The organism is Shewanella rhizosphaerae (assembly GCF_019457655.1).
Lineage (GTDB): Bacteria > Pseudomonadota > Gammaproteobacteria > Enterobacterales > Shewanellaceae > Shewanella > Shewanella loihica.
In genome coordinates this window covers 1,548,136-1,560,930 of sequence record NZ_CP080420.1, presented here as the reverse complement: position 1 = coordinate 1,560,930, position 12,795 = coordinate 1,548,136, and the positions used below count along the sequence as shown (strand labels likewise).

Below are 12,795 nucleotides of genomic sequence, written 5' to 3'. Positions count from 1 at the left end.
GCTATATCGTCAATGCACTATCGTCGACGGCTAGGCCCTTAAAGCTGAGCCAACTCCATCCACTCTTCATCAGAGAGTAACTTATCGAGATCCACCAGAATGAGTAATTCGTTATCACGATTGCTCACGCCTTGAATGAACTTGGCGCTCTCTTCTGTGCCCACATTCGGCGCGTTATCTATCTCTGAGCCACGCAGATAGACCACTTCGGCGACACTGTCGACAAGAATACCTATCACCTGCTTCTCTGCTTCGATGATCACGATACGGGTAGAGTCATCCACCTCGGCAGAAGGCAAACCAAAACGAGAGCGGGTATCGATAACGGTAACCACGTTACCGCGCAGGTTAATGATCCCCAGCACATAATGAGGTGCCCCAGGTACAGGTGCTATCTCTGTGTAACGCAGCACCTCTTGCACCTGCATCACATTGATACCATAGGTTTCATTGTCTAAACGGAAGGTTACCCATTGCAACACTTCATCATCTTTACCTGCGGCAACTGCCGCGACGTTTTTTGCATCTGCCATATCAACCTCAGCCAATAGAGTCCTGACTACCTAAACCCAAATTTAATAATTCAATCAGTGCCTGCACATGTAAAATGCCGCACATCTGTTCTTTTACGACGCCAGCCAGCCAAGGGCGCTTACCCGCTTTGGTACGCCAATTAACTTCTGACTTTAAAATTCTGACGGAATTCACCAAAGACTCACAGGCCAGTCCCCAATTACTGTCCTCTAAGAGTACAATATATTGGTAATCAACGGATTGCGCCAGTTTATCATCATATTTTTCCGGCATCACCCAGGCACCCGAATCGACAATATTGAGTTGCGAATCCCTGTGGGTCTGAACCCCAAGATACCAGGCCGGTCGCCCCATAATATGATTGATCCGCTCCACCTTAACAATTCCGCCAAGGCTCACCAAGGGTACGGCCAACGTGAGCCCCGCCACCTTGAAAAACAGCACCTGAAACTCTTCGTCGAGCTGCTCGACTAGCGCCTCTGTCACCCCTGGTGGTGTCGCGCCGGTTTGCGTCTGCGGCGCCGCGGCCAAATCGACCTTGTCGCTAACGATTTCCTCTTGCTTAATACTAGCCGAAGTTTCTAATTTTTCTTCGATTTTTTGCTTAACTTGCGACTCAGATTTCGTTTGAACCGATACAGCTTGCGTCATCGTTTCGACGCTAGCAGGTTTGGTATCGAGCGTTTTGAGCTCCACCTTGCTTGCTATTTGAGTTTCTGTATTAGTTTCTGTCTGAGCATCTAACTCACTCACCGGCGCCAACAATTGCTCGAGCGCGAGCTTATTGAGCGGTGTCGGCGTAGCCTGAGTGACTACCGGGCGTGGTTTAGACTGTTCGCTAAGAGGCTGACGTTTTACTGCAGGTGAAGGGCCACTCATTTGACCATTTTGTGCTATCGCCTGCTCGCCCTTTACTTCAGGCTTGTCGGCCGTGACGCTCTCTTCACCGGGCTCGGAGAGCAGCAAGGAAAAATAATTAAAGACCGCTTCGTCAACCGAGTTTGACATGCGCAAACTCCTTGATCAGCAGGTGGTCGAGCAATCTCTCATAGGCCTTCACGCCGCGAGAGTGGCTGGCGTAGTGCGAGGCTGGCAGGTGCGCCAGGCTGGCATCACGAAACTTGGTATCCACAGGGATGACATCTGGCCAAAGCACATCGCCGTACTCTTCTCCCAGCTGCTGTAGGGCGGCAGGCGAGGCCTTAGTGCGTCTGTCGTACATGGTCGGAACGATTGTATAGCTGTAAGTGGTGCTCTTAGAGCGCCCCATGAGCGTCATGGTCTTGACCATGCGATCTAGCCCCTTGATCGCCAGGAACTCAGTCTGCACCGGGATAATGATGTGCTCGCTGGCCGCGAGGGCGTTGACCATCAACACACCTAATACTGGCGGGCAATCGATGAGGGCGACGTCATACTGGTCGGCAACTAAGGCAAGCAAGCGTTTAAGGATCAACCCCATCCCTTCCTGATGACCGAGCGAGCGATCCAGCGTTGCCAGCGCCATGGTGGCCGGCAAGAGATCTATCCCCTCCACCTTTGTGGGAACTATATGGGCAAGCACCTGATCTCTATTCAGGTTTTTGTGTTTTAGAAACAGATCATAGAGCGAGGCGGGCACCTCTTCGGAATCTATGCCCAGGTAATAGCCCAAAGACGCATGAGGGTCTGTGTCTATCATCAAGACTCGTTTGCCCCGCTTTGCCATGGCGCCAGCCAGGCTCGCCACTGTGGTCGTCTTACCCACGCCCCCTTTTTGATTTGCTATGGTCCAGATCTTCAAGTAAAACCCCTTAAATCGCCGCGCGTATCGCCATCAGGTTATCGTTTTAATTATCTTCGCGAGTCGTGACTCGAATGCCGCCATGGGGCAGGCTTATTACTTTAACACCATCTTTATCTTCTGACAGCTTAACCGGCTGCGATGGCGTTTTACCATCCTGTGTCGCCTTATCTGTGGCGCTGGCCACCTTTTGCTCGCTCTGATGCTCGCTCAGATGTGCACCCTGGCTTGATTCTTCAGCATCCGCCGCAGGCAACAAGGGCGTTAACCTGGTCTGCTCCTGCTGTTCATTTCGATTAACTGTCTGTTCATCGAGACTATCGGTTCGTTCACTAAGCCTGTCTGTAAGGCTAACTGCCTCTTGCCTTGCAATCGCCTCTGGCACCTCGGGACCAATCTCGACTCTCACCTGGCTGCCAGGCTCAGCCTGCTTGATGATAGACTGAGTAAACTCTGGATTATTCTCCATCCAATCGGCCAAGGCCTTTGCCTGCTCGTCAGGCACCATCAGCAGCACCTGACTCTTCTCAAGCTGGACAATTTTCTCCTCGAGCAAACCATTCTTATGCCTCAGGTCGAGATAGAGTGATCCGGTCACCAGGCAGCAAACTAACAATAGAAAAAACAGCAACAGCACAGTGGTGCTGAGGCCTTGTCGCTGCCTAGCCACGTCCGCTCTCGCGAATGATGGCCTCTGCCATATCATCGAGCGCTATCGACTGACTGGAGATCCCGGCGGCGGTCACCGCCTGTGGCATGCCATAAACGACGCAGCTGGCCTCATCTTGAGCCCAGATGGTCGCGCCGACATTCTTAAGCATCCTGGCCCCTTCGCGGCCATCGGCCCCCATGCCTGTCAATATCACGGCCAGAGTCTCACCGCCGCTCAGCTTTGAGGCCGAGGCAAAGGTAATGTCGACACAGGGCTTATAATTCATGTCGGCACTGCCCGCCACTATCTTGATGCGTCCATAGCTGCCGCCACGCTCTAACATCATCTGCATGCCACCGGGCGCCAAATAGGCGCACCCTGCCCTGAGCTGATCGCCATTTTGCGCCTCCTTCACCTCGATGGCACACAGGCCATTTAAGCGCGCGGCGAAGGCGGGCGTAAAGGCCGCCGGCATATGCTGGATAAGCAGAATAGGATGAGGATAGTTCGCTGGAAGCTTGGTTAATATCCGCTGCAGCGCAACAGGCCCACCGGTTGAGGTGCCGATCAGTAAAAGCTTATATCTCTTACCGCTGGCGCGGGGAACAGGCGCGCTCGGACGCGGTGCAGGACGCGGCGCCATCTCTCGTGCCGGCGCTGTCGAAGCAGTTGTTGTCGCAGGCCTTGGCGGCACACTTCTTGGCAATATGGGGCGGAACACGCGGCGGCGACCGAGTGCCTTGATGCGCTGCTGCAACAGAGCGATCGCCTCATCCTTGTTGGTGGCAATATCTTCAAATCGTTTAGGAAGAAAATCTAACGCACCCGCTTCCAGGGCGTCCAGGGTTGCCTTGGCGCCGTCGTGGGTAAGGGATGAGAACATCAAGATCGGGGTCGGACACTTCGCCATGATCTCACGCACGGCGCTGATGCCGTCCATCACTGGCATCTCGATATCCATGGTGATCACTTGTGGCTTTAATTGCTCAGCAAGCTTAACCGCCTCGGCACCATTAGACGCCGTTCCTATGACCTCTAACTCCGCATCCTTGGTGACAATCTCACTGACTCGGCGACGAAAAAAGCTTGAATCATCGACAACTAATACTTTTATGGCCATTCAAATTCCTATCTACAACAGGATCCCTGCCGAAACAAAGCGTGACGCCTCTAGGCATCACGCTGATCCTCTAGCTCGCTGTGCCGCTAGCTGTTATTTCTTGTTCTTGGCGTAATGTTTCAATAAGCCGGGTACATCTAATATCAATGCAATGCCACCGTCTGAGGTAATGGTCGCGCCAGCCATGCCAGGGGTACCGTGTAGTAGAGTCCCCAGAGGCTTAATCACTACCTCTTCCTGACCGATCAAGGAGTCAACCACGAAGCCTATCTGCATGGTACCCAGCTGGACTATCACCACGTGACCGTGCTGCTTGTCGCCATGCTTAAAGCTTACCGCCTTACGACTCAGCCAATGCTCGAGATAGAAGAGCGGCACCGCCTTTTCCCTCACTATGACGGTCAGCTGGCCATCGACAACATTGGTCTTGGTCAGATCCAGATGGAAGATCTCGCTAACGCTCGACAGCGGTAGGGCAAATACCTGCTGAGCCACTTCCACCATCAGAGTCGGCATAATCGCCAGGGTGAGCGGCACCTTGATCTCCAGGCAAGTTCCCTTACCTTTCAAGGAATCGATATGCACGGTACCGTTTAGCTGAGTGATGCGCGTCTTCACCACATCCATGCCGACGCCGCGGCCTGAGATGTCTGAGATCTCCACCTTGGTAGAGAAGCCCGGGGCGAAGATGAGGTTATAAGCCTCTTCGTCAGACATGCGCGCCGCCGCGTCTTCATCGAGCACGCCGCGCTTGATGGCGATCTGCTTAAGCTTCTCTGGGTCCATCCCCGCACCATCATCTTCAATCTTGAGCAGGATATGGTCACCTTCCTGACTGGCAGAAAGGGTAATAGTCCCGGTACGCGACTTACCATTGGCTTCACGCTCGTCAGGCATCTCGATACCATGGTCAACCGAGTTACGCACCAAGTGAACCAAAGGATCCGCAAGGGCTTCCACCAGGTTCTTATCCAGATCCGTATCTTCACCTATCATGCGAAGATCGATCTCTTTATTCAGGCTGCGCGCCAGATCCCGCACCACGCGAGGGAAACGGCCGAAGACCTTCTTGATCGGTTGCATGCGCGTCTTCATCACCGCGCCCTGCAGATCGGCGGTCACCAGATCCAGGTTCGCCAGCGCCTTAGACATATCCTCATCATCGCGGGAAATCCCTAGGCTAAGCAAGCGGTTACGCACCAATACCAGCTCACCGACCATGTTCATGATCTGATCCAGGCGCGCCGTATCGACGCGCACTGTAGTTTCCGCCTGAGGCATATTGGTCGCCGGCGCCTTGGCCGCGGCTTTCTCTTTCACCACAGGTTTAGGAGCTGGCGCCTCAACGGGCTGAGCCTTCACGCTCTGAGCCTTAACATTACTCGGCGCAGGTGTGGCCACCTTATTCGGCGCAGGGGCTGCTGGCGCCTTAGCGGCAGAAGCTACTGGTTTGCTTGTCTCACTGCCAGGGCCAGCACCGGCGCCATGCAGCTCATCGAGCAGCTTTTCAAATTCATCGTCGGTGATCTCATCGGCATCCACCGGCGGCGAGGTAGGCTCTGGCACCTTGGCAATAGGAGCCGAAGGGGCCTGAAATTTACCCGAGCCATGCAGTTCATCGAGCAGCGACTCGAACTCATCGTCTGTGATGTCGTCGCTATCGCTCGCCTGAATCGGCGCCGCACCGACAGGCGCCGTACTTGATGGGCCCTTACCGCTGCCATGAAGGGCATCGAGCAGGGCTTCGAATTCAGATTCATCGATCTCATCTATGTCGCCTTCACCGGCGATAGAGGTCACGGACGCATCGTTTACCGGCTCGTCGAACAGTTCGACACCGTCATCGAGCGGCATATCAAACAGCTCGATACCGTCATCTGCTGGTGTTTCGACAGCCGGTTCAACCGGCGTTTCAGCAACGGCTTCGGCTGACGCCCCGCCCTGCTCAGATGGCAATAAGCCACCAGAGCTCAATAATTTAAGGTTAGCTAACAGGCCTTCATCGGCAGGGCTTTGCTCGACACCCGCCTGGGTCTCGGCAAACATAGAGTTGATGGTGTCGACGGCCTGGAGGATGATATCCATTAGCTCGGCAGAGACACTACGTTTACCTGTACGCAACAGGTCGAAGGTGTTTTCCGCTTCGTGACAAACATCCACCATGGGGGTCAGGCTCAGGAAGCCGGCGCCGCCTTTAACGGTATGGAATCCACGGAAGATGGCATTGAGTAGTTCGGTGTCGTCGGGGTTATTCTCTAACGCCACCAGCTGTTCAGAGAGAAGCTCAAGGATCTCGCCCGCTTCAATCAAAAAGTCCTGCAGTATCTCTTCATCAACATCAAAGGACATTCATATGACTCCTACTTAGAAACCTAGACTCGACAGCAAGTCATCGACTTCATCTTGCCCTGTCACGACATCATCACGCTGATCAGCGTTCATAATAGGACCTTCAGCTTCGACGCACTTCTCTGATGCACGGGGTTTATCCGTGGGGGGCTGCTCGCCAAATACGGTCAACATAGAGACCAGGTTACTCTCAACCTCTCGCACCAGCTCGATCACCCGGCGGATCATCTGTCCGGTCAGATCTTGGAAGTCCTGGGCCAGCAATATGTTGTTGAGTAACTCTTTTAAACGATTGGAATCGGATTCGCTGCGCTCGATAAACTGCTGAACATCATGGCAAAGCGCCTTAAATTCGTGCAGCTGAATATCGCGACGCATCAGGCGATCCCAGGAAGGCTTAACGGCCTGTACGTTCATGGTAAGGGCATCTGCAAGGGGCAGAGACTCTTCGACGGCGTCCATGGTTTTATTAGCGGCCTGCTCCGTCATGTCGATGACATAATTGAGGCGCTCTTTAGCATCGGGAATTTCGCTATTAGCCAGCTCCACGAGGCGACCGTCCACCTGAAAGTCCACTATGGCACTGTGAAGCTGACGGGTTAGGCGACCCACCTCGTCAAACAGCTCTTTCTGAATCGGGCTGGCGATATCGCGAATTAGCTCATCGGCCATCTCTTGTTGACCCGCCTCTAGCAGATCAACGAGTTGCTTGGCCTGTGCTAGATTGATCAGCCCTGAAGTTTCTGCCTGCATAGCTCAACCTTGATTAACCGAGTCGTTCGAAAATTTTGTCTAACTTCTCTTTCAATGTCGCCGCAGTAAAAGGTTTCACCACATAGCCATTCACACCGGCCTGCGCCGCTGCAATGATCTGTTCCCTTTTTGCTTCCGCAGTCACCATCAACACAGGAATGTGCTTCAGGTTGTCATCAGCACGGATAGCCTTTAACAGGTCGATCCCCTGCATGCCAGGCATATTCCAATCGGTCACGACAAAGTCAAAATCGCCTTTTTGCAACATAGGCAAGGCTGTCGAACCGTCATCTGCTTCCTGAGTGTTATTAAAACCCAAGTCTCTCAACAAGTTCTTGATGATGCGTCTCATTGTTGAGAAGTCGTCAACAACGAGAATCTTCATATTCTTGTCCAAGGTTTCCTCCGCGGAGCTGTTTTTATATTGCTCATGTAATCGTTATATTTTGGTCCAATGCTTGAGTTTAGCTTTGAGTCTGAGCATCGCCTGGCTGTGTATCTGGCTTACCCGGGATTCGCTGACATCAAGTACGGCACCGATCTCTTTTAAATTTAATGCTTCGTCATAATATAACGACAAAACTAATCCATCTCTTTCTGGCAGTAATTTAATCGCCTCGACGAGGGCCTCGTGGAACTGTGTCTCTGCCAGTGACTCAAATGCGTCGTCCTGATGATCGTCTTCCTGTCTTACTACATCGACCGATACACCAAGATCTTCAATTCCAACTACTTTCCCGACGGAAACATCATTAAGAATATGATGGTACTCATCGAGCGTCATATCAAGTCGATCCGCAATTTCATTGTCTTTTGCGTCACGTCCAAGTTCTTGTTCTAGCTCATCAATCACCTGGGCGATGCGTCGCTGATTACGGTGAACCGACCTGGGTACCCAGTCTCCTCGCCTAATCTCGTCGAGCATTGAACCGCGAATTCGGATACCGGCGAAGGTTTCAAACTTGGCGCCCTTGCTGCCATCAAACTTGGCCGAGGCTTCAAGCAGGCCCATCATACCTGCTTGTAACAGATCATCCAATTGCACCGAGGCGGGTAGACGAGCGAGTAAATGGTGAGCAATCCTTTTTACCAACGGTGCATACTGTTCGACAATAGAAGCTTTGTTATCTAAACAAGTATACGCAGCGGCTTTACTCACTCGTACGATCCTCTTGATATTCGGGACGTTGAACCAATCGCTCTACAAAGAACTCCAGGTGTCCGCCCGGTTGTTGTGGCACTGGCCAGCTAATAATCTTATTCGCCAGACCGTGATAAGCAATTGACGCCGGCGACTTAGGAAATGCCTCGACGATCAACTTTTGTTTACGAACTGATTTGCGAAGGTTTTCATCGAAGGGGATAGTCGCAACCAGCTCCAGGGCCACGTCGAGAAAACGGTCGGTTACCTTGCTAAGTTTAGCAAACAACTCCATCCCTTCTCGCAAACTTCTGACCATGTTCGCCACAATCTTAAATCTGAATACACCGTGCTCACGGCTAAGAATCTTAATCAAAGCATAGGCATCGGTAATAGAGGTCGGCTCGTCGCACACCACAACCAACACATCTTGAGAGGCGCGAGAGAAGCTGAGCACCATGTCTGAGATTCCTGCCGCGGTATCGACCACCAGGATATCAAACTGGGTCTTCATCTCGCTGAAGGCACGGATCAGGCCCGCATGCTGCGCCGGTGTCAGCTCGACCATAGCCTGGGTTCCTGAGGTGGCTGGAATAATGCCAATCCCCTTTGGACCGCGTACGATAATATCGTCAAGGTCAGCGTCGCCAGATAATACGTGGGAGAGATTGCGCTCGGCTCTCAGGCCCAACATGACATCGACGTTGGCTAGCCCCAAGTCGGCATCGAGCACAAGCACACGCTTGCCCTTCTCGGCCAGGGAGACGGCGGTATTGATCGATACGCTGGTTTTACCTACGCCACCCTTACCACCGGTTACGGCAATTACTTTTACTTTTTCATTATATGGTTGATTCATCATACGTAAACCGCTTGCTTGATCCCGACTCATTATATTACTCAAATGCGTAGGCCTGTTCATATGACCTTTCGTTATTCTGTATTGGTTGCACTTTCTTTTCGAGTACCGACAGGGCCTTGTTGGCTAAGGCTAAGGTGTCGGCTACTTGCATATCTTCTGGCACTCTTTGTCCATCGGTGACATAACTCAAAGGTAATCCACTTTGAATCAACACACTCAACGCCGGTGCCAAGGCCACTGATTCATCTAATTTGGTCAAAATCGCGCCGGATAATGGAATCCGGGTAAACTGCGCGACGGCATCTTCAAGCACTCTTCTTTGACTTGTAGATGACAGTACCAGATAACTACGAATAGGTAATCTGCTATTTGCAGTTAAATTATCAAGTTGCTGGAACAATCTCACATCTCTCTGTCCCATGCCCGCCGTATCTATCAATACTAGCTTGCGATTGCGGAACTGATAAAGAATTTGTTCCAACTCATTGAGATCATGAGCTTGCTTGACCGGGCACCCCATTATTTTGCCATAGGTTGCCAGCTGCTCATAGGCTCCAATGCGATAATGATCGGTTGTAATTAATGCAACTTGATCTGAACCATGTTGCGCGGCGAATCGAGCGGCTAATTTTGCGACACTCGTCGTCTTGCCGACACCGGTCGGTCCGACAAAGGCAACCACTCCGCCCTGACGAACGATGTCGTCACCTTGGTTGTCGAGCATGTTCGCCAGGCTACGCGGCAGCGCCTTCACCAGATCCGCCGGTACATAGTGTTCGCTCAAGGCCGACAACTTAGCGGCAACCTCAGGACTAAATTCGGCTTCCAGAAGACGGCTCTCTAACATGGCACCCACAGGATCCAGGCGGCTCTTCTGCTCGGTCAGCAGTGAGGTCACCTGATGGGTCAGCAGGTTGCGAAGTGATGCCAACTCCTCACGCATAGACTCGAGTTCGCTGGCCGGCGCGCTCTTATCGCGCTTGGCACGGTTAAAATTCTGGCTCTCATGTGTGTTGGCATGGGGATTAGCCTGCATGCCGCCATGCATATTAGGCGCGGCCATCTCATCGCTTGGCGCCTTCAATCCCTGGGCCCAGGCAGGCATCTCGAGTGCTTCATTCGATTGGCTTAGCTGCTGACTGACGCGATTTTGTTGACGCTCAAGCAGGGCCTGCAGCGAATCGGCCACGGGTGATGGCTGTTTTTTTGACTCTGTCTTAATGGGCTGACGACCGATGGAAACCTTCTCCTCGGCCAGATCGAGAAAGCTGGGTGACAGAGGTGCTCCATCATTTTTCGCCACGCTCGGCTTAGGCTCATCGTAGTCTACCGCGGCGACGATCTCGATACCGCCGGTAACTTTCTTGTTCGACATGATCACCGCATCCGAACCTAATGTCTCTTTCACCTGGGCCAATGCAGAGCGCATATCTTTAGCCAAAAAACGTTTTATTTTCACTTAAATACCCTCTACTGGCCGACCGCTGATACGATGCGAATTTGTTTCTCATCGGGCACCTCTTGGTAAGAGATCACCCGCAGATTTGGAATCGTATGTTTAACAAAACGCGACAGCGTCGAACGTAACATACCCGATGTCAGTAGGATGGCTGGTTGGCCCACCATCTCCTGACGCTGGGATGCGTCGAGTAACGACTTTTGCATCCTCTCGGCAAGGCTAGGTTCGATATTCGGCCCCTCGCCTCCCGTTGCCTGCATAGACTGATGCAACATCTGTTCCAATTCAGGCGCCAAAGTAATGACAGGAATTTCCGGCTCTGGGCCGCTTATTTCTTGAACAATCATGCGTTTAAGCGCGATACGTACGGCGGCGGTAAGTACCTCGGTATCGTTACTCTTAGGCCCGTACTCGAGTAGCGTCTGAACTATGGTCTTCAGGTCGCGGATCGACACACCTTCGTTAAGCAGGTTCTGCATCACCTTGACCACAGTGCCTAACGGCAAGACATCGGGAATGAAACCACTGACCAGCTTAGGCGAATGCTTGGCCAGCATATCCATCAGCTGCTGCACCTCTTCGTAGCCCAGCAGCTTGGAGGCGTTGTTGGTTAACAGCTGACTCAGGTGAGTCGCCACTACGGTGGCGGCATCCACCACGGTATAACCTAGCGTCTGAGCATGTTCTCTGAGCTCAGGGGCTATCCACACGGCCTCTAAACCAAAGGCGGGATCTGTGGTCTCGACACCATCAAGCTTGCCGTAGACCTGGCCAGGGTTGATTGCCAGTTCACAATCGTGACGAATATCCGCCTCACCAGAGGCCACGCCCATCAGGGAGATACGATAGGTGTTTGGCGCCAGATCCAGGTTATCGCGAATATGGACGGCGGGCACCAAGAAGCCCAGCTCTTGAGAGAGCTTCTTACGCACGCCCTTGATACGTCCAAGCAGCTCACCACCCTGGCCCTTATCCACCAGCGGGATCAGACGATAGCCCACCTCCAGACCAATGGTGTCCACCTGCTGCACATCATCCCAGCTAAGCTCTTTAGGCTTGGCATCGCCGGGAGTCGCAGGTGAGGTCTTAGCGATCTCCAAGGCGCGTTGTCTGTCGAGATCTTTCTTACGATGCAGAAAATAGGCACCGCCTGCGGTGATCAGGCCAAAGCTGAGAAAAGCGAAATGCGGCATGCCAGGCACTATGCCCATGGTCAGCAGGACGCCCGCGGCGATGGCCAACGACTTAGGGTTATCGAACATCTGGCTCATCACCATCTGTCCCATGTCGCCAGATTCGTTTTGACGGGTCACCATCAAGGCCGCGGCGATAGAGAGCAAGAGGCCAGGGATCTGTGCCACCAGGCCGTCACCGATAGTCAACAGAGTGTAGATCTCGACCGCAGATGAGAAGTCCAGCCCATGCTGGGCCATACCTATGACGAAACCGCCCAGGATGTTGATCACCAGAATCATGATACCGGCGATGGCATCGCCTTTTACAAACTTAGAAGCACCATCCATCGCACCGTAGAAGTCGGCTTCCTTGGTCACTTCGGCGCGGCGAATACGAGCCTGATCCTGATTAAGGATCCCGGCGTTAAGGTCGGCGTCGATTGCCATCTGCTTACCAGGCATGGCATCCAGGGTAAAGCGAGCACTCACCTCAGAGATACGTCCGGCGCCCTTGGTTACCACGGCGAAGTTGATGATGATCAGGATAAGAAACACCACCAGACCCACGGCATAGTTACCGCCAATCACCACAGAGCCGAAGGCCTCAATCACCTTACCGGCGGCGTCGCCACCGTTGTGCCCCTCGAGCAAGACGATACGGGTCGAGGCGACGTTAAGCGCCAAACGCAGCAGGGTAGCAACCAGCAGCACAGTGGGAAAGGCAGCAAAATCCAGGGGGCGGTCGGTATAGATGGCCACTAGCAAGACCACCAGGGCCAAGGCGATATTAAAGGAGAACAGGATATCCAGCAGGAAGGCCGGCATGGGCAAGACGATCATCGCCAGCGCCGCAAGCACCAATATGGGCGTACCTATCCCTTTAAAATTGGCGGGTTTTACCTGTTTTATCTGACCGAGCGTTGCTTTCAAATCCATCAATCTAGCGCCTGAACTTTGACATCTAGCT

12 protein-coding genes are annotated in these 12,795 nt (G+C 52.9%); all 12 read right to left on the bottom strand.

Going from position 1 to position 12,795, the window contains the following annotated elements; translation table 11 throughout:
* Nucleotides 1-38: 38 nt before the first annotated feature.
* The 12 genes from K0I63_RS06980 to flhA all read right to left on the bottom strand — a co-directional run bounded on the left by K0I63_RS06980 (nucleotide 39) and on the right by flhA (nucleotide 12,764).
* A complete protein-coding gene (locus K0I63_RS06980) occupies nucleotides 39-533 on the bottom strand; it encodes a chemotaxis protein CheW (protein ID WP_011865192.1) in 495 nt (164 codons plus the stop codon).
* 7 nt (nucleotides 534-540) lie between these two features.
* Nucleotides 541-1,542: a chemotaxis protein CheW gene (locus K0I63_RS06975; RefSeq protein WP_220082958.1), complete on the bottom strand. Its 1,002-nt coding sequence runs from the start codon at nucleotides 1,540-1,542 to the stop codon at nucleotides 541-543.
* Entirely contained in the window at nucleotides 1,526-2,317 is a 792-nt protein-coding gene (locus K0I63_RS06970) for a ParA family protein (protein ID WP_220080352.1), read from the bottom strand. Before K0I63_RS06970 ends, K0I63_RS06975 begins: the two co-directional genes overlap by 17 nt.
* A gap of 46 nt (nucleotides 2,318-2,363) precedes the next feature.
* Nucleotides 2,364-2,915, bottom strand: coding sequence for a membrane anchored protein in chemotaxis locus (locus tag K0I63_RS06965; protein WP_220082957.1), 552 nt, complete (start codon nucleotides 2,913-2,915; stop codon nucleotides 2,364-2,366).
* A 64-nt stretch (nucleotides 2,916-2,979) separates the two neighbouring features.
* Nucleotides 2,980-4,089, bottom strand: a complete 1,110-nt coding sequence (locus K0I63_RS06960) for a protein-glutamate methylesterase/protein-glutamine glutaminase (protein ID WP_220082956.1) — start codon at nucleotides 4,087-4,089, stop codon at nucleotides 2,980-2,982.
* 93 nt (nucleotides 4,090-4,182) lie between these two features.
* Nucleotides 4,183-6,438: a chemotaxis protein CheA gene (locus K0I63_RS06955; RefSeq protein ID WP_220082955.1), complete on the bottom strand. Its 2,256-nt coding sequence runs from the start codon at nucleotides 6,436-6,438 to the stop codon at nucleotides 4,183-4,185.
* Nucleotides 6,439-6,453: 15 nt separating this feature from the next.
* Nucleotides 6,454-7,191: a protein phosphatase CheZ gene (locus tag K0I63_RS06950; protein ID WP_220082954.1), complete on the bottom strand. Its 738-nt coding sequence runs from the start codon at nucleotides 7,189-7,191 to the stop codon at nucleotides 6,454-6,456.
* A gap of 13 nt (nucleotides 7,192-7,204) precedes the next feature.
* Nucleotides 7,205-7,588: a chemotaxis response regulator CheY gene (cheY, locus tag K0I63_RS06945; protein WP_011865185.1), complete on the bottom strand. Its 384-nt coding sequence runs from the start codon at nucleotides 7,586-7,588 to the stop codon at nucleotides 7,205-7,207.
* Between the two features lie 42 nt (nucleotides 7,589-7,630).
* A complete protein-coding gene (locus tag K0I63_RS06940) occupies nucleotides 7,631-8,350 on the bottom strand; it encodes an RNA polymerase sigma factor FliA (RefSeq protein ID WP_011865184.1) in 720 nt (239 codons plus the stop codon).
* Nucleotides 8,343-9,224: a MinD/ParA family protein gene (locus K0I63_RS06935; RefSeq protein WP_041406542.1), complete on the bottom strand. Its 882-nt coding sequence runs from the start codon at nucleotides 9,222-9,224 to the stop codon at nucleotides 8,343-8,345. Before K0I63_RS06935 ends, K0I63_RS06940 begins: the two co-directional genes overlap by 8 nt.
* A 4-nt stretch (nucleotides 9,225-9,228) precedes the next feature.
* Nucleotides 9,229-10,653 (bottom strand): flagellar biosynthesis GTPase FlhF, encoded by a 1,425-nt coding sequence (gene flhF, locus K0I63_RS06930; protein ID WP_220082953.1) that lies wholly within the window; start codon nucleotides 10,651-10,653, stop codon nucleotides 9,229-9,231.
* A gap of 11 nt (nucleotides 10,654-10,664) precedes the next feature.
* Entirely contained in the window at nucleotides 10,665-12,764 is a 2,100-nt protein-coding gene (gene flhA, locus K0I63_RS06925; RefSeq protein WP_144204212.1) for a flagellar biosynthesis protein FlhA, read from the bottom strand.
* Between the last annotated feature and the right edge of the window lie 31 nt (nucleotides 12,765-12,795).

Coding starts and splice junctions, on each gene's coding strand:
- K0I63_RS06980 (WP_011865192.1), bottom strand. CDS start 533: ATGGCAGATGCAAAAAACGTCGCGGCAGTTGCCGCAGGTAAAGATGAT.
- K0I63_RS06975 (WP_220082958.1), bottom strand. CDS start 1,542: ATGTCAAACTCGGTTGACGAAGCGGTCTTTAATTATTTTTCCTTGCTG.
- K0I63_RS06960 (WP_220082956.1), bottom strand. CDS start 4,089: ATGGCCATAAAAGTATTAGTTGTCGATGATTCAAGCTTTTTTCGTCGC.
- K0I63_RS06955 (WP_220082955.1), bottom strand. CDS start 6,438: ATGTCCTTTGATGTTGATGAAGAGATACTGCAGGACTTTTTGATTGAA.
- K0I63_RS06950 (WP_220082954.1), bottom strand. CDS start 7,191: ATGCAGGCAGAAACTTCAGGGCTGATCAATCTAGCACAGGCCAAGCAA.
- K0I63_RS06935 (WP_041406542.1), bottom strand. CDS start 9,224: ATGAGTCGGGATCAAGCAAGCGGTTTACGTATGATGAATCAACCATAT.
- flhA (WP_144204212.1), bottom strand. CDS start 12,764: ATGGATTTGAAAGCAACGCTCGGTCAGATAAAACAGGTAAAACCCGCC.